The sequence below is a fragment of the Mycobacterium sp. OAS707 genome, assembly GCF_014873705.1.
Lineage (GTDB): Bacteria > Actinomycetota > Actinomycetes > Mycobacteriales > Mycobacteriaceae > Mycobacterium.
Genome location: NZ_JADBDS010000002.1, coordinates 313019 through 336775, shown reverse-complemented (window position 1 = coordinate 336775; position 23757 = coordinate 313019). Strand labels below are relative to the sequence as shown.

At 64.6% G+C, this 23757-nt stretch carries 15 protein-coding genes; 9 read left to right on the top strand and 6 right to left on the bottom strand.

The genetic code is table 11. The annotated features are described in order from the left end of the window. Positions 1-20: 20 nt before the first annotated feature. The 3 genes from GGC64_RS12415 to GGC64_RS12405 form a co-directional block, all read right to left on the bottom strand. Positions 21-740, bottom strand: a complete 720-nt coding sequence (locus GGC64_RS12415) for a DUF899 family protein (RefSeq protein ID WP_192722819.1) — start codon at positions 738-740, stop codon at positions 21-23. Then, positions 737-1513, bottom strand: coding sequence for a metalloregulator ArsR/SmtB family transcription factor (locus tag GGC64_RS12410; RefSeq protein WP_192722818.1), 777 nt, complete (start codon positions 1511-1513; stop codon positions 737-739). Before GGC64_RS12410 ends, GGC64_RS12415 begins: the two co-directional genes overlap by 4 nt. A 75-nt stretch (positions 1514-1588) precedes the next feature. Continuing rightward, positions 1589-13141, bottom strand: coding sequence for a BTAD domain-containing putative transcriptional regulator (locus GGC64_RS12405; protein WP_192723854.1), 11553 nt, complete (start codon positions 13139-13141; stop codon positions 1589-1591). Positions 13142-13320: 179 nt separating this feature from the next. On the opposite strand from GGC64_RS12405, the gene GGC64_RS12400 reads away from it, so the two are divergent. From GGC64_RS12400 to yaaA, 3 genes are all read left to right on the top strand, one after another. Next, the gene (locus GGC64_RS12400) at positions 13321-14463 is read left to right on the top strand and encodes a nucleotide pyrophosphatase/phosphodiesterase family protein (protein WP_192723853.1); all 1143 of its coding nucleotides are present in this window, start codon (positions 13321-13323) and stop codon (positions 14461-14463) included. 522 nt (positions 14464-14985) lie between these two features. Continuing rightward, complete coding sequence (locus GGC64_RS12395) at positions 14986-15585, top strand: C40 family peptidase (protein WP_192722817.1); 600 nt, start codon at positions 14986-14988, stop codon at positions 15583-15585. A gap of 51 nt (positions 15586-15636) precedes the next feature. Beyond that, positions 15637-16383 carry a peroxide stress protein YaaA gene (gene yaaA / locus GGC64_RS12390; RefSeq protein WP_192722816.1) on the top strand — a complete coding sequence of 249 codons (747 nt, stop codon included), beginning with the start codon at positions 15637-15639 and terminating at the stop codon, positions 16381-16383. Here yaaA and GGC64_RS12385 read toward each other — a convergent pair. Next, on the bottom strand, positions 16370-16663 hold the full coding sequence (locus tag GGC64_RS12385; RefSeq protein WP_192722815.1) for a DUF1330 domain-containing protein: 294 nt from the start codon (positions 16661-16663) through the stop codon (positions 16370-16372). The genes yaaA and GGC64_RS12385 overlap by 14 nt on opposite strands. Positions 16664-16821: 158 nt before the next feature. Between GGC64_RS12385 and GGC64_RS12380 the strand changes: the two genes are divergently transcribed. Next, positions 16822-17442, top strand: coding sequence for a hypothetical protein (locus GGC64_RS12380; protein WP_192722814.1), 621 nt, complete (start codon positions 16822-16824; stop codon positions 17440-17442). On the opposite strand, the gene GGC64_RS12375 is transcribed toward GGC64_RS12380, so the two are convergent. Continuing rightward, positions 17439-17912 (bottom strand): hypothetical protein, encoded by a 474-nt coding sequence (locus GGC64_RS12375; protein WP_225951713.1) that lies wholly within the window; start codon positions 17910-17912, stop codon positions 17439-17441. The two genes, GGC64_RS12380 and GGC64_RS12375, sit on opposite strands and share 4 nt — an antisense overlap. A 147-nt stretch (positions 17913-18059) precedes the next feature. On the opposite strand from GGC64_RS12375, the gene GGC64_RS12370 reads away from it, so the two are divergent. Further along, a complete protein-coding gene (locus GGC64_RS12370) occupies positions 18060-18935 on the top strand; it encodes an oxygenase MpaB family protein (protein ID WP_192722813.1) in 876 nt (291 codons plus the stop codon). Here the strand turns inward: GGC64_RS12370 and GGC64_RS12365 are convergent. Next, positions 18926-20557: a fatty acid--CoA ligase gene (locus tag GGC64_RS12365; protein WP_192722812.1), complete on the bottom strand. Its 1632-nt coding sequence runs from the start codon at positions 20555-20557 to the stop codon at positions 18926-18928. The genes GGC64_RS12370 and GGC64_RS12365 overlap by 10 nt on opposite strands. Before the next feature lie 88 nt (positions 20558-20645). On the opposite strand from GGC64_RS12365, the gene GGC64_RS12360 reads away from it, so the two are divergent. The 4 genes from GGC64_RS12360 to GGC64_RS12345 all read left to right on the top strand — a co-directional run bounded on the left by GGC64_RS12360 (position 20646) and on the right by GGC64_RS12345 (position 23748). Beyond that, positions 20646-21011: a hypothetical protein gene (locus GGC64_RS12360; RefSeq protein WP_192722811.1), complete on the top strand. Its 366-nt coding sequence runs from the start codon at positions 20646-20648 to the stop codon at positions 21009-21011. A 56-nt stretch (positions 21012-21067) separates the two neighbouring features. After that, on the top strand, positions 21068-21310 hold the full coding sequence (locus GGC64_RS12355; RefSeq protein ID WP_192722810.1) for a hypothetical protein: 243 nt from the start codon (positions 21068-21070) through the stop codon (positions 21308-21310). Between the two features lie 149 nt (positions 21311-21459). Beyond that, the gene (locus GGC64_RS12350; protein WP_192722809.1) at positions 21460-22887 is read left to right on the top strand and encodes an amidase; all 1428 of its coding nucleotides are present in this window, start codon (positions 21460-21462) and stop codon (positions 22885-22887) included. A 9-nt stretch (positions 22888-22896) separates the two neighbouring features. Then, positions 22897-23748, top strand: coding sequence for a hypothetical protein (locus GGC64_RS12345; RefSeq protein WP_192722808.1), 852 nt, complete (start codon positions 22897-22899; stop codon positions 23746-23748). Positions 23749-23757: the final 9 nt, after the last annotated feature.

The window sequence follows — 23757 nt, the reverse complement described above, 5'->3', positions numbered from 1 at the left end:
GCCTTGTCTCCCTTCTTCACTCATCGCAGCGCGTCGGAACGCCCGGCTTCCAGGCGCGACCACTGTGCGATCGGGCGCCCATTCATGCGCACTCGCTCGCTGTTGTTGGCAACGGGGCGTATCGGCCAGTCGGGGGGCGAGTCCTCCCACGCTTCCTGGCGTCCGTACACGGTGAGGTCCATCAGAGCGAAGCTGTAGTCCATGGCCTCGACACCGCGGTAGTTCGTCCAGTACGTCTCGAAGACGCGGTCGCCGTCGCGCAAGTAGCACACCAGATGCATCAGGCCCTTCTGGCGTCCGACGAGCAGGGTCTCGAGGGAATCCTGGGCCGAGTACCACGGCATTTCCCAGCCCATGAAGTCGCGGTAGCGGTTGCTCTCGTCGAACGGACCCTGGCACAGCACGGCATAGGTGATGTCGCGGGAATGCAGATAGGACAACTCGGCGACATGGGTGGTGCACCAGGTACACCCTTCGCATTGCTCGGCTGCGGGATGGCCGGTGTGCCACATGAAGTAGTACGCGATCAGCTGCGAGCGGCCGTCGAACACGTCGAGCAGTGTGACGGTTCCCGCGGGCCCGACGAGCGGCGTCGTCGCGTCCACTTCGACCATCGGCAGTCGTCGGCGCGCTGCGGCGATCGCGTCTCCCTCACGCGTGTGCGCTTTCTCGCGGACTCGCAGCCCATCGAGTTCGGTCTGGAACGTGGCCCGATCGACCAGTCGGGGCTGCGCGGTCATGACTGTTCGAGAGCGGTTTTGAGGTTGGAGAGCTTCCACGGCCAGCCACCGGAGATCAGTCCGAGCACCGTGCTGTCCGGGCCGAAGTCGTCGTGGATCACGGTCAGCTTGACCATGTCGCCGTCGGGTTCGAGGTCGAAGGATACCTTCGAGCGCCGTTCGGCCGCGCACGTGGCGACGGTCTCTTCGTCGAGTTGTTCGACGGCAGTGGCGAGTTCGGGGACGAACGTGTGGAAGGTGAAGGCGAGCCGGCGATACGGGTCGGATTCGAGGATCACCTGTTCGGGGTGTTCGATCTTCAGCCCGTGGTCCTCCCAGGCGTACGTCGATCCCTTCTGGAAGTCGGACACCATCGCGTGGCCCATGTAGCGGTGCGAGAACGCGGGGTCGGTAATTGCTTGCCACAGCTTCTCCGGCGTGGTGCGGATGTAGGTGGTGTAGACGAATTCTTTACTGCTGCTCATTGATTCGGTCTCCAATGCTGTTTTCAAGTCCGCGAGTGCCTGTACCCGCGCACGGTCGTATTGAGTGATCCAGCGATCGGCGATCGCATTGATCGGCTCTGCGTTGAGGTAGTGGAGCTTTTCCCTCCCCCGCCACACGGTGGTGACCAGGTTGGCTGCTTCGAGGACGGCAAGATGCTTGCTGACCGACTGCCGCGCCATCGATAGTCGCGCGCACAACTCCTGCAGGTTCTGCCCGTTGCGCTCGTTGAGGCTGTCGAGCAGGAGGCGTCGGCTCGGATCGGCCAGTGCCTTGAATACCTCGTCCATCTCTTTCTTCCTAACATGCAGCTGATCGGCTGCATGTCTGACTATATGCAGCCGTCCGGCTGCATGTCAATCGCTTCAGGCTGGTCGGGTCAACTCGTCGAATCTGACCAGCGCGAGGTCCCGTTGGTCAGGGTCAAACAACTCGAAGTGGGTAAGGAGATCGCCGTCGAATACGCCCAGCAACAGCATCGGGATCTCGACCTCGACTCCGTCCGACGACGTGCCTTTCGCCAGCAGGTCACCTAATGCGCCCGATGCCGAGTAGCGAAGAATATTCGTCGGCTCCACCCAGAAATTCGGGATCAGCGACGCCACCGTGTCGACGGACTTGATGAAATCAGCGACCGTCGTGCCTGTCGCCAGTTGGCGGTGGTTGACGCCTGTGGCGTGCGCCAAGCTAGCCCGGTAGGTATCCCAGTCATGGCGATTCAGTACCTGCAGAATCTTCAGGTGCGACTCAATGGCTTGCGGATGCTCGACTTCTCCGGATGCGATCCAGCGAGCTGTCAGCTCCGTGAACGCTTCGTTGATGTCATCGGGATCAAACCTCGCGGAGCGACGCAGAAGGCCGTCGTCGCTGACTTCCACAACCGTCAAGTACTCCGCGGCAATCGGCGCGTCAGGCTCGGCGGTGTCACGGAAACGGTTGCGCATCAACGCAAAACGCGCACCCCTGATCGCGACGACGTCCGCCTCCGATCGCCAGCTGGGGGTGGCGTCGAACATCGCCTGCGTGGCGTCGCGCGGTCTCAGCCTCTCGAAAGAGGCGCGCAAGCCTTTACGCCGATCCTCCGCGTGGCAGTCCGCGGTAATCAGCGACTGAAATTCGTCCACCTCGCGGCGGTTGAATGCATCGGCTAGTTGTGTCCAGGTCTGAGTTGCCGCGTTCTCTAATTGCGGCACTTGGCGATTGAGCTCGTCGAACCGTGCGAGCGCGGCTTCTAGGTCGGCTTCACCAAACATCTCGCAGCGGTTGACCGCGTCACCGTCGACCGTGAACAGGACGATCTCTCGCCACTCGGCAGTGAATCCCACCTGCGAGGTCCCGTATGCGGCGTGTGACACGACCGCGCCGAGGTCGCTCAGTCGGGGCACCGTCTCGATATGGACGTTGAGGTCCGGCGAGATGTCAAAGGCGGCACGTATGTACGGGATTAGATCGCCGGGGGCGAAGGCTATCCCCCGTCGGTGGTCGATACTCACGAAGTCCCGTGTCGTCGTAGGTACCTCGTGTCGCGTGAGCGCGGCGTACCCCCGGGCGACGACTGACCACGTGTGTGCGTGGGCTCCGGCTTCGCCGGCGGCATACCGGGCGTCGAGTTCTGTGAAGGCGGCGCCGATGTCGTCGACGTCGAATGCGACTCGTGCCACGATTTGGTCGTCGGAGTTGATCTCGATGAGGCCAAGCATTTCCACCTCGAAGGCCTCGGGCTGTTGTTCTGGGCCCTTGACGCGGAAGTGCGCTAGCACAAGCCGCTGCCCGCGAGTCGCAATGACCGTTGATCCATAGCTTTTCGCCCCGACGCTGGCAATGGCTCGCAAGTCCGCGATACATGCCGTTCTGCCTTCTACCAAACCCGCGCCCACCAGTCGGCGACGATCGTCCGACAATGTTCCCTCAGCGAGCATTTCCGTCATTGCTGCCCAGTTGCGGGCGGAGAACAACGCCCAAAAGCGCTCAGTTACTTGGCTCGCCGCGTTTTCTGGATGGGGCAACGACCGATGGAGCTCGTCGAACCGGGCGAGTGCGGCTGCTAGGTCGGCCTCGTCGTAAACTTCGCCGCGGCTGATCTTGTCCTCGTCGAACGTGACCAGGCTGACCTCTCGCCATTCGACTTCGAAGCCGTCTGAAGAGGTCCCCTGCGAGGCGATGGTAAGCACCGCGCCGAGGTCAGTCAGCCGATGCACGGCTTCGACGTAGGTGCTGGACTCTGGTGTGAGATCCCATGTGGCCCCGAGGTATGCGGGCAAATCGCTCGCCTGGTACATGGCGAGCTGTCGATGATCGAGGTGTACCCAATGTGGCGCGGTCGGTGGGACTTCCTGGTTGTTGAGTGCATCGAAGGTGCGCATGATGAGCGACCACGTACGGGAGTGTGCTGCTGCCTCGCCTGCGAAGTAACGGGCGTCGAGTTCCTCGCTTGCGTCGATGATGTCGTCGACATCGAACAGAACAGCCGCCACGATCCGGTCGTCGCTGTCGACTTCAATCACGTTTAACATCTCGACAGCGAACTCACCGTGCTGGAGATCCTGGTTCGCCGAGGAGAAACGACTGAGGACGAGGCGCTGCCCGCGCGTCGCAACGGCGGTCCACGTCACGTTCGCCCCGATATCGGCGAGGCTTCGCATGTTTGCGAGTTCGCCATCGCGTCCCCGCTGGATCCCGGCGTTCACGACACGACGTCGATCATCGGTGTAGATATCCTCGGTCAACGCCTTCTCGATAGCGTCCCAGTCGCGAGCATCGTAGGAGGCCCAAAAACGCTCGTAGACTCGAGTTGCCGCGTTCAGCGATCGCGCTACTGTCGGCTGTAATTCGTCAAACCGCTCGAGTGCGGCATCGAGATCCGCCTCGTCGAAGGTTTCAGAGCGCTTCAATTTGTCGCCCTCGAACGTCAACAGATCGATTGATCGCCACTCGACGTCGAATCCATCCTGCGAGGTTGCGCGCATTGAGTGAGTGACAACAGCTCCGAGGTCGCTCAGCCGATGAACAGTGTCGATGTAGATGCTGCCTTGCGGCGCGAGATCCCACCCCACATTGAACGACGCGCCCATCGTTCTCGTGTCGACCATCGCAAGCCGCCGCCGGTCGACGAATTCGCAATCTGTCGTCCGCGCTGCCAGCTCATGCCGGTTGACGGCTGCGAAGGCGCGCGTGACAAGTGACCAGATGCGGGCGTGGTCGGCGGCTTCGCCTGCGATATAACGGGTTTCGAGCTCGCTGAATGCGGCATCGATGTCGTCGAGATCGAACGCAACGCCGGCCGAGATCCGGTTGTCGGTGTCAATTTCGATGAGCGTGAGCATCTCGAGGGCGTATGCCTCGGCAGCCTGGCCGCTGCCCGATACGCGCGAACGGGTGAGCGCGAGCCTGTCCCCGCGGGTTGCGATAACGGTTGATTCGTAATTTCTGACACCGACTCCGACCACTGCGCGCAAGTTCGCCATCTGGGCATCCCGGCCGCGTCGGACGCCACCGCTCACCACGCGACGACGATCGTCGTCGCAGACATCGTCGGTCACCATCTGCGCCATGGCATCCCAGTCGCGAGCCGCGAGGCGCACGTTGAAGTGGTCGTATGCGCGGCTCGCTGCGTTTTCCAATCGTGGTGCCGTCCTGCAAAGTTCGTCGAACCTGGCTAATGCGGCGTCGAGGTGTGCGTCGCTGAACAGTTCACAGCGGCCGATTTGGTCGCCGTCGACGGTCAGGACGGCGATCATCTGCCACTCTGCCTCGAAGCCCTCTTGCGAGATGCCACATGCTGTGTGAGTGACCACCGCTCCAAAATCGGTCAACCGATGCACAGCCGCGACGCGAATCTTGAAACCTGGCGTGAGATTCCAACCGGCGCCCAGGTACGCGGTCAAGTCACCTGCCTCGATCGTCGCGCGCAGCTGGTGGTCGACGTTGACCCAATTCGGCGAAATCACGGGGATTTCACCCTGGTTGATCGCCGCGTAGGCGCCCTGGATGATCGACCAAGTGTGCGCATGTGCGGCCGCTTCACCAGCGATATAACGCGCGTCGAGTTCTTCGAATGCGGCGTCGATGTCGTCGAGGTCGAACGCCACGCGAGCCGTGATCAGCTCGTTGGCGTCGATCCCCACAATGACGAGCGCATCAGTGCAGAATGCGTCCGGACGCTGGTCGCCGCCCGCAAAGCGGGTACGAGTGAGAGCGAGGCGCTCGCCACGAGTCGCAATGACGAGCGCTGTCACGCTTTGGCTTCCGAGCTGGGCGATGGCCCGCAGGTTTGCGATTTCGACGTCACGGCCACGGAGTGTCTCGGCGTTCACTACCCGACGCCGATCCTCCACGGACGTGTCATCGGCGAGCATCTTCGCCATGGCGTCCCAGTCGCGCAATGCAAAATACGAGTTGAACCGTTTGTTCAGTCGGCTCCCGGCGTTCTCCAGTGTCGATGTCGCTGCGGTGAGCTCGTCGAAACGTGCGATCGCTGCATCGAGGTCCGTCTCATCGAAGATCTCGGCGCGACTGACCAGCTCGCCCTCGACCATCATGATCTGGGCAATCCGCCACTCGGCGGCGAAGCCTTCCTGCGAGGTGCCCTTCAACACCTGCGTATAGACCGCCCCCCGATCACCGAGCCGACACACAGCTTCCACGCGAAAGCTCAAGTCCGGAAGTTGATTCCAGGAAGCGTTGAGGTATGTGATGAGTTCGCCCGGTGCAAATGCCATGGCGCCGCGACGATGATCGATACTCACCAAGTCCGGTGTCGCTGGGTAGATTTCGTGACGGTTGAGATCCACGTAGGCTGCCGCGATCACGGACCACGTGTGCGCGCGGGCCGCCCCTTCGCTCGCGATGTACCGTGCTTCGAGTTCTTCGAATGCGGCATCGAGGTCGTCCGGTTCGAATATTACATGTCTAGAAATCTGACCCTCAGCAGTGATCTCGGCCAGGTCTAGCACCGCGAATTCTTCGCCGGGCCAATCGGGAACGGAGAACGAGCTCCCGAAAAGCACAAGGCGTTCCCCTCGGATGGCGATGACCGTAGTCGTGATGCTTTCAAACCCCACCTCGGCGATGGCGCGCATATTCGCCATCTCGACATCCCGACCATGTTGAATCCCCGCGCTTACCACCGGGCGACGATCGTCGGTCGTGAAGCTGTCGGCCACCAAGCCGGCCATGGTGTCCCAGTCGCGAGTTGCGAAAAGTGCCGCGTACCGCTTTACGACTCGGCTCGCCTCGTTTTCCAGCTGGGGCGACGGCTGACTGAGTTCATCGAAAGCTGCGATCGCGTCGTCGAGATCTGCCTCGTCGAAAATCTCGATGCGATTGAACAGATCACCCTCGACGGTGAGGACGTTTATTTGCCGCCACGACGCGGCGAAGCCGTCTTGCGATGTGCCAGTGATCACGTGAGTGACTACCGCCCCGAGGCTGTTCAATCGGTGCACCGTCTCGATGTGGCCGTGAATGTCGGGCATCAGTTCCCACGCGGAACGGATGTATGCGAACAGGTCACCAGAGCCGAACGCCGTCCCTCTGCGGTGGTCGATGCTCACCCAGTCGGGAGTCGTCGCGGGTAGCTCCATTCGGTTGAGCCCGGCATGTGCCTCCACAATCCGCGACCAAATGTGCTCGTATGCCGCCGCTTCGCCTGCAAGATAACGGCTTTCGAGGTTCCCGAAGGCGGCGTCGATGTCGTCGGGGTCGAACATGACAACATCGGTGACCCGCTCCTGGGAGTCGATTTCGACAAGAGTGAGGCCCTCGTTCTGGAACGCGTCGGGTCGTTGGTCGGCGACGGAGAAGCGGGCGTGAGCCAGCACGAGGCGTCTGCCCCGTGTGGCGATGACGGTCGGTGTCACGTCCGCGATACCTACATCATCTGCCGCGCGCAAATCGTCGAGCTCCGCCTCACGACCGTGTCGAACCCCAGCGTTCACGACGCGTCGACGATCGTCTATGGAAAAGTCGTCGGCGAGAAGCTCCGCCGCGGCGTCCCAGTCCCGCGCGGCGAAACATGTCGCCAACGACCCAGCCACCGAGCCCGCCGCGTTGTGGTCGCGTGGTGGCGGAGGCTTGAGCTGATCGAACGTCGCGAACGCAATGTCGAGGTCGGTCTCGTCGAAAATTTCGGTGCGATCGATCAAATCACCTTGGACTGTGACCATTTCGACGATCCGCCACTCGGCGTGCAAGCCCTCGCGTGAGGTTCCGCTCAACACCAGGGTGTAGACGGTCCCGAGGTCGCTTAGCCGATGCACAGCCTCGATGAAGAAGCCGAGATCCGGAATCTGATCCCAGGCGGCGCGGATGTACGCCACAAGGTCCCCTGGCGCGAATGCGATTCCGCGACGGTGGTCGATGTTGATGAAGTCGGCCGGGGTCGGGTGTATTTCGTGTCGATGCAGTGCCGCGGCATGGCGTTGCGTTATGAGCGACCAGACGCGGGCGTGAGCCGCAGCTTCGCCGGTGAGGTAGCGTGCGTCGAGTTCTGCAAGCGCATCTTCGAAATCGTCCGGATCGAAGACGATTCGGCCGACAGCAAGCCCGTCGTCGTCGGTCTCAATTACGTCGAGGACGTCGACGCGGAATGTCTCCGGACCCACACCTAAACCGGAGACTTGTGCACGATTGAGCACGAGTCGCTCGCCCCTGGTCGCAATGACCTGTGACGTCCAGTTCTGTATGACTTCGGCGGTGGCGCGGAATTCGGCGAGGGCTGCATCCTTTCCCTGCCGGCGGCCGGCATTCACCACTCGACGACGGTCCTCGGTAGCGACACCGGCGGCGAGGATTTCGGCAATCGCAGCCCAGTCGCGGGTCGCAAGGCCGTTCTTCGCGCGCTCGTACGCTCGGCTTGCTGCATTCTGCAGGCGCGTCGTCGGATGGCTGAACCGTTCAAACGTGGCGAGCGCCGCGTCGAGGTCGTTCTCTTCGTATACGTCCATCCGCTGTTCCTCGGGAACAAGCGCAACGATTCGAGGCCACTGCAGTTCATTCCCACGAGTGTCGGTGCCTTCGATGACGAGGCTGGCGACGGTGCCGTGCGCGTCAAGCGCATGTATTGCCGTCACTCGATACCGGGCATCGGGCACGAGTGCCCACAGCTCCTCAACCGCCCGCCCGAAGTCATTAGAGCCGAACGAAATCCGGCGATGATCGACGTACCTGAGCCCGCCCATGATGGGCCCCAGCTCGTGACGATTCACCTCACCAAGCGTATCCATCACGCTCTGCCAGGCGTCTGCGTACGGTGCCGCCTCACCGGCGAGATAGCGAGCATCGAGCTCGTTGAAGGCAGCGTCGAAGTCGTCGAGGTCAAACACGACGTGCGACGCAAGCCGGTTGTCGGCGTCGATTTCGACTACGCCGACCATCTCGTTGCAGAAGCTCTCGCGCTGTCGGTCCTGCTCCGAGAAACGAAGAACACGGAGGGCGAGGCGGTCACCGCGGGTGGCAATGATATTGCACGTTACGTTCCCACTGTCGGCGAGATCGGCCATGGCCTTGAGGTTCTCGATTTCGGTATCGCGACCCTGCCGGACGCCGGCGCTCACTGTGCGACGACGATCATCAAGCGAAAAGTCATCGCTCAGAATCTCCGCCATGGTGTCCCAATCGCGGGCCGGGAAGTATCTCCAGAAGCGTTCGTCCACTTGGCTCGCTGCATTTTCGAGCAACGCCCGTGGACGTGCGGCCTCAAACCGCGCATGCGCGGATTCGAGTTCGGCCATCGCAGCGTCGATGTCATCGACATCGAACATCACCTGCAGCGCGATCTGACCGTCTTCGTCGAGACCGCACAACAAGAGCATCTCCTCGTGCGGCGCTCCCGGGCTCGCATCGTCGGTGCCGAGGTCGAGTCGAGTGAGGGCCAGGCGCTCGCCTCGGACGGCGATGACTGCCCATCGCTGCCACGCCCATCCTTCGCGAAGATGTCTGGCAACTCGTGGCCAGTCACCCGGCCGAAGATCGTTCTGGGTGAAGCCGACCACCTTGCGGCGACTCTCGACGAAGACGTCGGGCGCAAACGTTTTCTCGCATTCGTCCCAGTCCTCGCGCTCGAAGGCAGCTTCCACCTCATGCATCACCCGGACGCAAAGGTTGTCGAGCTTCACGGCCGGAGCTTCGAGGGTGGGCGCGAGCGCCAGAACGTCACGTCCGCTGAGAAGGCGGCGGGCCTTGTCGGCAAGTGCCGCTGCGCCTTTGCGCTCATACAACTCGGCAGCCTGCGTGGCGGCCGCTTGTGCACCGGCGAGGTCGCCGACGATATCCAACACTGTGGCCAGCGCCAGGCAGGCATCGCCGTGGTCGACCAGAGCGTCGGTGCCCGCAGCGATAGCGACCGCCTCCTGGGCCACCTGCCGGGCCGCGTCGTGAGCACCGTTTCGCGCCAACAGCTGAGCCCGAACCGTACGCCAGGTCATCGATGCTTTCAGCGCATGCCCGGCGAGACGTTCACTCTCCGTGCATAATTCGTCGGCGTCGCCGTCTCTATCGAGAAGCAGACAAGCGCGCGCCAACAAAGCGGCGGTCTCGGCTGTATCCGCATCGAGGCGCATGCGCCGGAATCCGTCGTAGGCCTGCCGTAGGTGCGTCTCGGCAGACGCGGGCTCGTCGGCTACCAGTTCGACTATGCCTGCGAACTGTTCGACCTCGAGTAACGCGTGGCGCATGCCAAGGTCGTTCAACGCGCGCCGGGCCGAGTCGATCAGGCGACGGCCGGCCTCGGGGCGACCTCGAAATGCGTCAAGCACGCCCTGGCATCGCGTCGACGTTGCCTCGACGACGGCCGATCCCGTCGTGATGCGAAGCAGCCGCACCACATCGAGACACCGTCCACCCGCGCGCGGCACCGGGTTTGGACCCCATAACGCAGCTAGTGGCGCCCCGGCCAGTACCGCGTTCACGCGTCGGTGGTCACGGGCGCGGCGCGCGGCGGTCAGCGCGTGATCCAGCGCCATTTCGCTGTCCCCAATGCGACCGAGGCGTGCCAAGCATCCGGCGCGAACGGTGTGGGCCTTGGCCTCCCCCGCCGCGTCGTCCAGTCTGGCCAGTTCCTCGGCGGCGACGGCAAGCGCGGATTCGATGTCGTCCAGGCGCTCGGGATGGGTGAGCATCGATAGTTGGCCATCGAAACAGGTGCCCCACGCCGTGAGCCTGGCCGAATCGCCTGCGGCTTCTTGCAGTTGCGATACCGCGCCTGCCGCCGACGCAACATCGCCCGCTGCCAACAGCGCCTCACATCGCGCCACCAACAGTTCGGCCTGCTGGTCATCCCGGTCGGGCAGCTCGTCATCAAGCTCCTCGAGCGCGTGCAGCGCCCGGTCGTACAGGTCAGCCGCGCCTTCGTAAGCGAGGCGGGCCATCGCCTGCTCCGCTGCACGCCTGCAATACTCGACGGCCTTCGCGGCGTTTCCCGCCCACGCACATTCGAAGTAGTGGTACGCCAATTCGGCCAGTCGTTCGTCGTCGGGGCCGGACTCGGCTTCCAGCGTCGCCGCGATGCGCTGGTGCAATCGCATACGGCGCACCGATGCCAATTCGGCGATCAGCGACTGCCGGACGAGGGCGTGATTGAAACGGTAATGGCCGCCCGATTCTTCGATGACGATGCCTGCTTTGGACGCTTCGTCGAAAGCGTCGACGAGATCATCCCCGACCACGCGCTCTACCAGATCCAGGGCAAACCGGCTGCCCACCACCGCGGCAGCCGCCAGGGCCTTGTTCGTTCCCTCCGGCAACCGAGAAAGTCTGCGGCTTACAGCTTCTCGAACGCCTTGCGGCAAAGTGCTTGGGTCCCAACGCCCGCCACTTTCGTGAACATGACGCAGCGCCTCGATGAGGAAGAAAGGATTGCCGCCGGTGACGGTCGCCAACGCCCGGGCCAGCTCCTCATCGTCGTACCCGGCTTCGGCAACATAGGCGCTCACATCGTCCTCGTCCAGCCCGCGCAACTGAAGGCGATTATCGGACCCGTCGCGGTGCAGGTCGGCAAGCATGGCCGCCAGCGGATGGGAACGGTCGAGATCGGTACTTCGGTACGTGCCGACGATCTGAACGCGGGCGTGCTCGCCGAAGCGAAGGAGATGCCGTAACAGTAGAAGCGTGGGCTTGGCCGCCCAATGGAGGTCATCGAGGACCAGCACCACTGGCGCGGCGTCTGAGGCAACGCCCAACAGTGCGACGACTGCATCGAAGAGCGCGTAGCGTTCGGTGTCTGCGTCAGCATGCGGCGGCGCCGCCAGATCGGGTAACAACTCGCTCAGTGCCGGCACCAGTGGAAGCAGTGCTTCGACACCGCGCAACCCGCGAATTCGGTTGGCGCCGAGACTAGGTACGACCGCACGCAGGGCTTCCGCGAACGGCTGGTACGGCGCGCCGAGGTCCTCATCGCAACGGCCGTAGAGGACGACGGCACCTCCGTCGTAAGCGTGGCGGGACCATTCACCGGCCAAACGTGTCTTACCTACGCCGGGCTCTCCGGCGATCATCACCGCGCGCGTGCCGGCGGCAAGTGTGGCCTGCCAAATCGACAGCAGCTGCTCGAGTTCGCTGGCCCGCCCGACGAACGGCCCGGAGCCGGCCAAAACGGCTGGCAGGGCCGGCCGTTCGATAGGTGTATCCGTTGCGGAAGCGCGGGATTCGTCAGCGGCATCCAGCCGAAGTTCGAAGACGTGTTCGGGGCGGGCAAGGTTCTTGAGCTGACGCGTCCCGAGGTCGGCCAGCACGACGTCGTCTCGAAGCGAGTCGACGACGAGTTCGGCGGTCGCGCCTGAACATAGAATTTGGCCCCCGGCCGCCAGCGACCGCAGTCGGGCCGCCCGGTTGACCGCCCGGCCGAAGTAGTCGCCGTTGCGCAGCTCGACCTCGCCGGTGTGCAGCGCTATGCGGATGCGCATGGGCTCTGCCAACTCCCACGGTTCGTGAGAGATCGCTTCCTGCAAGTCGATCGCGGCAGTCGCGGCCGCCGAGGGCCGGTCGAAGACCGAGAACGTTGCGTCGCCCTCACCGCGCGTCTTGATGAGACGCCCGCCCCGCGCCGTGACAACCTGTTCGACGATCTCGTCGTGTCTCGCGAGTGCCGCCGCCATCGCTTCGGCGTCCGCCTCCCACGCGGCGGTCGACCCCTCGATATCGGTGAGTAAGAAGGTCACCGTCCGGGTAACCGCCGAGAGTTGCTGTGACACAGGGACTTCCAATGCGGAATCCTGCGTGATGATGGCGGCCTCTAGCCGACGCAACTCCGGTCCGGGGTCGACGCCCAACTCGTCGGCCAGCAGGGATCGTGCGCGTTGGTAAGCGCCAAGCGCCTCCCCTTGCCTGCCTGCGCGGTAGAGGGCGAGCATCAGCTGGCCCCAACGCCTTTCACGAAGCGGTGCGTCTGCCACGGCAGCTTCGAGTTCACCGATGATCTCTGCTGCACGGCCCGTCGCAAGCAGTGCATCGGCGCGGTCTTCCACGAGGGCCGCGTGGCCCTCGATCCATCGTGTTTTCTCCGATACACCCCGCGGGCCATCGGGCAGTTCGGGGACACCGCGCCAGAGTGCCAGCGCCTCGTCGAAGCGGGCGATCGCTTGAGTCGGGTCTCCAGCGGCCACCGCGTCGCGGCCCAGCCTGGCGGCCAGCTTGTAACGCGTGGCATCAGTCTCGGTGGTGTTGAGCACCCAGCCGGCACCCTCGGTCAGCACGAAGCCGTCACCAAGGGTGCGCCGCAGCGAGGAGATGTGGGTCTGCAGTGCCTTGGCGGCGGTGCGTGGCGGATCGTCGCCCCACAGGAGTTCCACGAGTGTGTCTGCTGAGACGACGCCACCGCCGTGCAGTCCGAGCATCGTCAAAATGGCGCGGGGCTTGGCGCCGGGAATGGCGACCGGCAGGCCATACTGCCGGACTTGCAGAGTCCCCAGAACCCCCAGCTCCACCGTTTGAAGCGTAGTCACGTGACCATCGTCAGAAGGGCGATTCAACGCGTGGTCAAGAAGCAGTAAAGGCCCGGCCGGAGGAGTTTTGTTGAGTTGTCAAACATCCGGCCGATGTCGGAGCACTGCGTCGCGTGGGCGACACGAGGATGGAGGGCGCCGAGGTGTGGGAGGCTCGCGCTGTGGACCTGCCCACACCGGATCCCGACCTTCCCCACCTGGCAGACGTTGTGCCGTCGGTGCTGGCCGCGATGGGCGTCGCGGGATTCGACGGCTCGATCCCACTGCCCGGTGAGGTGGCAGGCGCGTGCGTGCTGCTCGTCGACGGACTCGGAGCCGAACTGCTGGACACCTACGCCGCAGACGCACCTGTGCTGGCTGCTCTGCGCGGGCGGACACTTCAGGTCGGATTCCCGTCCACGACCGCGGCCGGGCTGGCGGCAGTTGGCACCGGCGCTCGCTCGGGCGAGCACGGGATGGTCGGGCTCTCGTTTCGGCTGCCAGGTACCGACGTGATCAACGCCCTCGGCTGGCGACCGCATCCGACCGGGCGTGATCTGCGCGAGAAATTCCCGCCTGAGCAGGTCCAACCGATGCCGACGACATTCGAGCGGGCCGCCGCGACCGGGATCGCGGTCAGCGTCATCTCCGGCTCGGAATTCAGCGGCTCCGGGCTGACCCGGGCCGTGCTGCGCGGCGGCCGTTATGTCGGCGTGCACGCACTGGGCGATTTGGCCGCCTGCGTGCGCTCCGCGGTCGCCGATGGCGGCTTCTGCTACGGCTATCACTCGGAGCTCGACCTGCTCGGACACGTCTACGGCCCCGGCTCGTCGGCATGGCGGATGCAGCTGCGCCAGGTGGACCGGCTGGTGGAGTCGATCGTGGAGGGACTGCCGCGCGGCGGTTTGCTCGCAGTCGTCGCCGACCACGGAATGGTGTCGATCGACGCTTCGGAGGTTGTCGATGTCGACGCCTGCGAGCCGATGCTGGACGGCGTCGACGCCATCGCCGGCGAGCCGCGCGCTCGACACGTTTACGTTGCCGACGGGGCGGTGGACGCGGTGCTCTCCGCGTGGCGAGAGACGTTGGGACAGCGGGCATGGGTGGCGTCCCGCGACGAAGCGATCGCCGCGGGATGGTTCGGCGACCGAGTCGGCGCCGCCGCGCGGTTCCGCATCGGCGACGTTGTCGCCGCAGCGCGCGGCACCGCGGGCATCATGCGGCGGACCGCGGAGCCACTGTTGTCGGCACTGATTGGTCAGCATGGTTCGCTGACGACGGCCGAGCAGCGCGTGCCTCTGCTACTTGCGTATAACGATCAGTAAATCTGCTGCAGCGCAGTAGGTTTCACTTGCAACGGGATGTATTTGGCTGTGCAACAGCATGTTTGAATACGAATACATCGAATTGACAATGTAAATGTCTGGTATTGGCCCATTCCCAGTCTTTGTCCGGGAAGCTGTCAGGCGCACTGTGATACCTGCGGTATCGCTGGTGTACCGCTAGATCGCGATTTCAAACGACTTTCGGCTGTGGCCCAGGCCACATTTTACGATCTTGAAATGTGATACCGGCCACTCATCAGCCGTGTTCGACGTACCTCTTCCGATGCGCATCGACTACGAATTCGCAACGCTTGCACATCTATATGTCTGTCGCACAAAGGTGATTGCGCGTGTAACTACCTGCGACTACCAGCATGTTCGTATGAAATCTGAAGCGGCGCTGTCGGATTGGTTCACTTAGCAGTCCGTGACATTTCGTGAACTGGCCCGCTCCAACTGCGAGTTGTGAAGGGCATCACAGATTTTGGTGCGTTACAAAAACCTCTAGTAGCGTCCGGCCGCATGTTTGCTACCGTAACGCTGTTGACGCTTGTGAGCTCGGTTTCGGGCACACCGTACATCTCCGGCGGAGACTCGCCCAGGGGCACGGACTGCTCGGGCTTGGTTTCGTGGGTCGCTAATGCGGCAACTGGTCGGCCGATCTACGGCGACCGGTTCAACACCGGCAACATCGAGAGGGCTCTGCTCGCGCGCGGCTTCAAGTACGGCACGCAGCCCGGCGCCCTCAACGTCGGCTGGAACGGCGGGCACACCGCCGCCACGCTGCCCGACGGCACCCCTGTCTCCTCCGGTGAGGGCGGCGGCGTGCGGATCGGCGGCGGTGGCGCGTTCCAGGGACAGTTCAGCCACCACATGTATCTGCCGGTCGCTCCCGAAGACGCCCCGCCCGCGCCGGACGCGATGGCCGCCCCCGATGGCATGCCTTTCATGCCGCCCTCGCCCGAGATGGTGCCGCCGCCCGCCCCAGAGGCTCCGGTCGTGTTGATGGCCCAGGAAGCCCCGGCTCCTGAGATGGCACCGCCTCCCCCGGCCGACCCGTTCGCGCCGCCGCCGCCCGCCGATCCCTCCGCGCCGCCGCCCGCCGATCTGCCGCCGGCCTGACGCAGTACTCGGCGTTCGTGACGGTTTCCGCCCTCGGCTACCGTCTCGACCGTGATCGTGCTGCTGCCCCCCTCCGAGACCAAGCACGTCGGAGGTGACGGCCCGCCCCTGCGGCTGGAGACGCTCAGTGCGCCCGAACTCGGGCCATTGCGTGAAGCGCTGATCGACGAACTCGTCGTGCTGGCAGCCGACCATGACGCCTGCCGTCGGGCGCTCGGCATCTCCGCGTCGCAGCACGCCGAGATCGAGCGCAACGCCGTGCTGCGCACTGCGCCGACGATGCCCGCGATCAGTCGCTACACCGGCGTGCTCTACGACGCACTGGATATCGGATCACTGCGTGGTGCCGCTGCGGCCCGTGCCCGAACTCGACTCGCGGTCGGTTCTGCGTTATTCGGGCTACTGCGCGCGGATGATCCAGTGCCCGCCTATCGGCTTTCGGCGACATCGAAGCTGCCAGGGCAGCCGACGCTGGCCGCGCGATGGCGACCCGTGCTCGAGCCGGTGCTCGCGCGCCTTGCGTCTGCTGAGCTCGTCGTCGATCTGCGGTCCGGTTCGTATGCCGCGCTCGGCCGCTTGCCCGGTGCTGTCAAGGTCGACGTGCTGGCCGAGCGTGCCGACGGCTCGCGCAGCGTGGTGAGCCATTTCAACAAGGCGCACAAGGGCCGACTGGCCCGCGCATTGGCGACGACCAAGTCCGAGCCCGACGACGCAGCGCAGGTGGCCGCCGTCGCTCGGCGAGCCGGAATGCGGGTTGAGCGTCAGGGCAACGAGCTCACCGTAGTCATCCCCGGATAGCCTGCACCAGCACCACCACCGTGTCAGCGCCAGCGCGACGGTCTGCCGAAATACGTTGGTAGTCAGGCGATTCTGCCCACTCGCGAAACGCCTCCTCGTGCGGGAAGCTCATCAACACGACCTTTTCCCGGTCCCAATCGCCTTCGATGACCTGTGGCGCCTCGTCGGCCGCAAGTAGTGTTCCCGAGTAGCGCAGGAAGACCTCCATGAACGCCGCCTGGTAGCGGTCGTAGGCATCGCGATCAGTGAACTTCAGCGCAGCCATGGCATAGACGGTCACCCCGATACCGTAACCACACTTGCGACCCCGTCAAAGCGTAGCTAGCAAATTACGCAGTGAATCAACAAGATTCGCGCCTGCCGAATACCGGGTGGCCTTGGCATTCCCTATAAGCCTTGTCGTGCAGAATGTTCCGCACAACCAGTGCACGAAGTTGCATGACGGGAGCGACCTTGGTCACCAGCTCGGGGTATCTGACACGCACTTCCCGAACCCGCGGCCGACACCGAAAGCAGCCTCCTCCCGGTCGACATCTACTGCGTAAGCGACTGGCGCTCGGCGGATCGGCGGTCCTGCTCGCGACGCTGATCGTCTCGGTCGGCGCCGTCGTGAAGTGGGCAGCTCCCGGGACGGTCACCCCGCCGAGCGCCTTGCCTTCGACGACCGTGCCCGCCGACCCGCCGCCACCGGCGGCCGAACCGCCCAGCCCGCCGATCCAACCGCCCGCAACGCGAGTCCGGTTCGCTGTCGACGACAGAGGCTTCGTCAACACCGGTGCGCGATGCGATGGAAACCAAACCGCGATCGCGATCGGCCGAACGCCGGGTTCGCTTGTGGTGATCTGTGGCGACAGCGAGGGTCGCTACGGCTACCGGGGCATGCGGCTCAGCGATGATGCGGTACTCAAGACCGCTGCTCATACCACTCCGACCCACGAGTTCATTGCGCAGAACGCGAGCGTCACCTACTCGATTTCACCGGCCGAGTTGCGCATCACCGCCGGCGGCGCGGTACTCAGGCAGGAGCCGATGGTCGACTACCGCGGGCCGCGAGGCTAGATCGGCACGATGAAGTCGGACGTGTAGAACTCGTCGGGTGTCTGCGACAGATAGCCAGGTCTACTGACGTACATCCACGCGCCCGTGGCGCCAGAGGCAATCGGTCCGCGAAGAGTCACGCTGCCGTTGCCCAAGTCATCGGCGGTGAGCACACCAGAGATCACGCCCGGATCGCCGGGATTGCAGCCCACAGCCGACGAGTGCGGCATCTCGACCAACCCCACGACATAAACCGTGCCGGGGATCGCCCTGATGACCTGCACGTCGGCGATCACCTCGGAGCCCGTGGTGCGCACCACGGCGCTCGATCCCGCATATCCGGTGGGCCCGATGTGCGTCTTGGTACTGAAGTCGCACCGCCTGAAAATCTGGGTGAATGCGACGAAGGTTCCGCCCCCGGCTGTCCCCCCGGCGCCGGTCGGGCCGTCGGCGGCCGCGGTCCCGGTTCCAATCGTTAAAACCGCCGGCATCGCCACAACCATTGCGGCCAAAACGCGGCGAACTCGCTGACGCCTCATTGCGCCCCCCATGGTCTGTGTCCAGGTGCCACCGACATTAATAATTAACGCGGAGTTCGACTGGCAAAACCGCCGATCCGCTCGCGTACCGTCGAAGGCATGACGGTGTTGCCGGACCTCGGTGTTGTCCGCGAGACCCTGGGCCGCAGCTTGTTCGGCATGGTTGCCGGGCCGGACGGGCCGGCCAACCGCGCGCGCATCCACCAGAGCCCGGGCCCGCGCTGGTTCGGCGAAGACCGTCCGATTCGCCACGTGCACGCCGACGCCTCGATGTTCGTCGGCGGCCTGCGAGCGCTGCTCCTGCAGTCACTGCATCCGCTGGCGATGGCTGGCGTCGCAGAACATTCCGATTACCGCGGTGATCCGTGGGGTCGGCTCCAGCGCACCAGCACGTTCCTCGCGGTGACGACATTCGGCCCCGCTGCCGACGCACAGCGTGCGGTCGACAAGGTGCGCGGAATCCACCAGCGCGTCCATGGCATCGCGCCTGACGGCAGGCCTTACCGCGCTACGGATCCGCACCTGCTCGAATGGGTGCACGTCGCCGAGGTCGACAGCTTCCTTCTGGCGCACCGACTCTACGGCGCCCATCCGCTCGACCAAGGCGGCCGCGACGGGTACGTGGCCGACACCGCCCGCGTCGCAGCGGCGCTCGGGGTGGTCGACCCACCGGTGACGGAACGGGAACTGCACGAACGGATTCAGGCGTTCCGGCCCGAGTTGGCCGGCACCGCGGCGGCGCGCGACGCCGCGCGGTTCCTGTTGTTGACTCCCCCGCTGCCGATCGCGGCACGGGCGCCGTACGGGCTGTTGGCCGCGGCGTCGGTGTCGATGTTGCCGTCGTGGGCGCGAATGCCGTTGCTGCTGCCCTATTTTCCGCCAGTCGAGGCCACAGTCATCCGGATCGCGGGACGGGTGGTTGTCGGCGGTATCCGATGGGCGATGACCGCGGGCGCTGACTCGGCTCAGTCGTGACACTCGAGGACATCGAAGGCGCCATCGGCATATTGCGACCGGACGACTTTCTTGTCAAACTTGCCAACGCTCGTCTTCGGCACTTCATCGATGAACGTCCAGCGCTCGGGCAGCCAGAACCGGGCGACCTTGTCGCACAGATGCTTTCGTAGTTCCTGAACTGTTACCGTCGCATCCTTCTTGACGACAACCGCGGCCAACGGCCGCTCCTGCCACCGATCATCTGGCACCGCAACCACGGCGGCCTCCAGCACCGCCGGATGGTCCATCAGCAACAGCTCCAACTCGACTGATGAAATCCACTCGCCACCGGACTTGATGACGTCCTTGGCGCGATCCGTCAACGTGATGAAACCCTGCGGATCGATCCGGCCGACATCCCCCGTGCGAAGCCAGCCATCGTCGAACTTCGACGGATCGGCGTTCTGATAATAGGAAGCCGTGATCCACGGCCCCCGAATCTCGATCTCCCCCACGGCCTTACCGTCGTTGGGCAGCACGCAGCCCGCATCGTCGACGAGGCGAACCTCGACCCCCGAGACCACCCGGCCCGCGGTGGCGCGCAACGTCCAGTGGTCCTCCCCGGTGACCTCCGGCGGCGGGGCCGCCAACGCCGCCAGCGGGGACGTCTCCGTCATCCCCCAGGCCTGGCGGATGTGCACGCCGTATGTCTGCTCGTAGGTCTTCATCATCCCCAGCGGCACGGCTGAGCCTCCGCACGCCACCAACCGCAGCGACGAGATGTCGTGGCCTGGATTGGCATTCAGGTATTGCAGCACGTCGTTCCAGATCGTCGGAACCGCCGTGGCCACGGTGGGACGGCGTTGTTCGATCATGTTGACCAGCGCGTCCGCCTGCAGGAAACGGTTCGGCAACAACAGGTCGGCCCCCGCCATCACCGCCGCGTACGGCTGGCCCCACGCATTGGCGTGGAACATGTTCGCGATCGGCAGCACGCGGTCGCCGTCACGCAAGCCGAAACCGTTGGCCGAGCACACCGACATGGAATGCAGGTAGTTCGACCGGTGGCTGTAGACCACGCCTTTCGGGTTTCCGGTTGTGCCGCTGGTGTAACACATTGCGGCGGCGCTTCTTTCGTCTAGATCGGGCCAGCTGTATTCGAGTGGCTGTCCGTCCAGCAGGTCGTCGTAACGAACGACCGTGATCCCGGCGGCGGACAGAGGCGCCACATCCCCGTCCCCGACAGCGACCACTGTGCGCACCGTGCTCAGCAGCGGCAATATCGGACCCAGCGCTGCCGCCAGCGACATGTCGACCAGCACAACGCGGTCCTCGGCCTGATTGGCGATGAACGCGACGTGTTCGGCGGTCAGCCGGACGTTCAGCGTATGCAGCACTGCCCCCATGCACGGGGCGGCGAAGTACGCCTCCAAGTGCTCCTGGTCGTTCCACATGAACGTCGCGACGCGATCGCCTTGGGTCACGCCGAGCTGACGCAGTCCGTGAGCAAGCTGGGCCACCCGCGTGCCGAACTCGCCGTAGCTGATGTCTCGATATCCGTCGGCAGTGACCGTCGTGACCCGTCGATTCGAGTACCACCCTGTGCCGTGCCGCAGAATCCCTGTCACGGTAAGCGGAAAGTCTTGCATTGTGCTCTGCATGTGCACACCCCCGTGGCAATGATTGTCGATCGGCCAGCCAATCGGCAAGAAACCGCTAAACAGGCGATAACCACTAGCATCGCGTGTCATGGCGTACCCCAGCTATCCGCCGCCCCCGCCGCCGAAACCCCCGATCGCGACCACTGATCTATGGGTCTCGATCGGGGCACTGATTTTCACCGTGGCGTTCGGGTTGGTCGCCGCGTTCATGGGGCTGTTCTCGCTCGCATTCCTGGATTACTGCCCGCCGGAAAGCTGTAGTGCGGAGGGCGCGGCCACCGCGGTCGGGACCGCACTGCTCGCCGCGCTCGGAATCGGAATCGTCGGCCTGGTGGTCTCGGTGACTCAGCTGTATCGACGCAAAGCGGCATGGCCGTTCGCCGTCGGCACCCTGGTGTTGTGCGTGGTGGCCGTCGGCCTGGGGGTCGTCGGATACACCATGGCCGTCGGATAGCGCGTGTCGGGCCAAACCGGCCCGCAGGCACGGCCTTTTCACCTACGGTTGCCAAGGTGGAACCAGACCATTTAAAGGCCCCTGAGCTGGTGCCCGTTGAGGCGCTGCGCTCGGGGGAACACGTCACCGACGTCAACGGTGGCGGTGCGCATTACATCGTTCTGGAGTCCAAGGTCCTCGGCGGCGGTTGCGTCGTCCTGGAACTGGAATCAAAGGCCAACGACCAGCTTCGGGTCATCGAGATGTCGTTTCCCGCCGGCTATGAAATGGGAAGGTCACCCCGCCGCCCGATCCTGTGACCGCTCAGGCGGAGGCATCCGTCGATTGCTTGTGCGTATTCATACGCCGCTTTCGGTGTGTTGAGTATGAAATCGCACAGTCGTCGCTGTCAGCCCTGGAACTGGCTTCGAGTTGCCGCGACCTGAAGCCCGTTGAATGATCCGTCCCAATGAACACCACCGATGCCTTCGCACTCGCCGATGTCGACGCCATCGGCCAGGGGCAATTGGTCGCCTCGGGCGAACTGACCGCGACGGAACTACTCGAGGCAGCGATTCTGCGCCTCGAAGCCACGCGGCACCTGAACGCCGTCATCGCCGACCTGTTCGATCGCGGTCGGCAGCAGGCCGCGACATTGACTGCTTCCGGCCCGCTCGCCGGAGTTCCCTTCCTACTCAAGGATCTTGGTGCCTCGCTTGCCGGTGCGCCAGAGGCGATGGGCTCACGGGCACTGCGCACCCACGTGGCGGCCGACTCGGCGTGGATCGTCGATCGCTATCTCGCGGCCGGACTCGTCGTGTTCGGCAAGACCAACACACCCGAATGGGGCAATCACTGCACGACCGAGCCCTCATTGTTCGGGCCGACGGTGAACCCGTGGTCGCCGTCGATCACACCCGGTGGGTCCAGTGGCGGATCGGCCGCCGCGGTGGCGGCCGGGGTCGTCCCCGCGGCCTCGGGCGGTGACGGCACCGGTTCTATCCGCGTGCCCGCATCGTGTTGTGGCCTCGTAGGCCTCAAGCCGCGACGCGGCCGTACCTCCTTCGCGCCCAGCGCCGGCCACGGACTGGAGGGGTTGGTCAATGAGCACGCGCTGACCCGCACCGTACGAGACAGCGCCGCGCTGTTGGACACCGTCGCGGGGTCGGCGCCTGGTGACCCGTACACCGCACCTGCGCCCAAAACACCGTTCCTGCAAGCCATTACGCAGGAACCTGCACCCGCGCGCATCCTCATCGCGACCGCATCGCCGTTCCCCGGTCCGGTCACCGACCCCGCGGTCGTGGCGGCCGTCGAACAGACGGGCAAGGCTCTCGAAGGCCTCGGACACATCGTCGAGTCGGGCGCGCCAACTGTCGACGCCGAGGCCGTCGCCGACGCGATCGCCGTACTGCACAACGTCAGCAATGCCCAACTGCACGCGTTGGCGACGGCCCATCTCGGACGCGAACCGCATGAAGACGAGTTCGAACCGAGCACCTGGGTGATGGTCCGCGAGGGCTTCACCACGACCGGTCTCGCATACGCCGAGGCGATCGGCGCGGTGCACGCACAGACGCGCCGGTTCGCTGCGGGAATGACCGGACACGACGTGCTGCTCGTGCCCACGCTGTTGACGCCGCCGCCGCCCTACCGACTGCTGGACCAACCGCGCGGTACCACGCGCGCGTTCTTCGATGTCGAGTTCGCGACCACCGGCTGGACATCGCTGGCGAATGTCACGGGCTGGGCCGCGATCTCGTTGCCGCTGGGCGTCACGGGAGATGGCCTGCCGATCGGGGTGCAGTTGATGGCTCCCGACGAGACGATCCTGCTTCAGCTCGCCGCGCAGCTGGAAACCGCGACGCCATGGTTACAACGGCGGCCAAGAATGTAATGTCGCTGCATGGTGCGCGACATTCGTGAGCTGACCGATTCGCCAGAGGCCTATGCCGACGAGCTGCGCCGGCGCTGGGGCGGGCTGCTGAGCTACCGCTATATCGGCCGTAGTTACGCACAGATGGACCTCGGGCCGGAGGACAACACCGTCACGATCCGCCGCGACATGCGCAACGGCGCGGGCGGCCTGCTGCTGGCCGTGCTGGGCATCGCCTCGCCCGAAGGCGGCCACATGTCCGATCTCGAGGCGGTGCCGAACCCCGTCATCCATTCCTGCCAGATCCTCGACCCGGGCCGCGACGTGCGGCGAATCGAAATGGTGTCGGAGGACCTCAAGCGCGGCCGCCAGATGGGTTACAGCAGGACGAAGATCGTCGACGCCGACCGACCCGACCGCGTGCTGGCGCTGACCCAGGGCCAGGGCATCAGCATCGGCACACCGCCCGACGGCCTGGAAAAGATGGCGGCCAATCCGCTCGAGGTCGTCGACTCCCCCGACCTGCCGCCACTGTGGCAGGTGTTCGGCGGTCATCGCCGCCCCGACGGCCGTTGGGCTTTGCCCGAACTCGCCGTCGAGGTGGCCTCGCCCGACGCCGCACTGCACATCGGCCCGCAGTTCGTCATCCTCGAAACCGCCGCAATGGAAGCTGCAGCCGCGGCGACTAAAGGCAGCGACCGCATCCAGGGGGTTTCGTCGCACGTGATGTTCATGGCACGCGCCAAGACGGGTCCGTTTCGCGTAGAGGCCGAACCGATGCGCGGCGCCGACGGCACGGTCGCAGTCCGCACCGTCATGTACGACGAGGGCAACGGCGACCGCGTCACGACCGTGGGGTCGTATCTGCTGCGATCGGCGTAATGAGACACT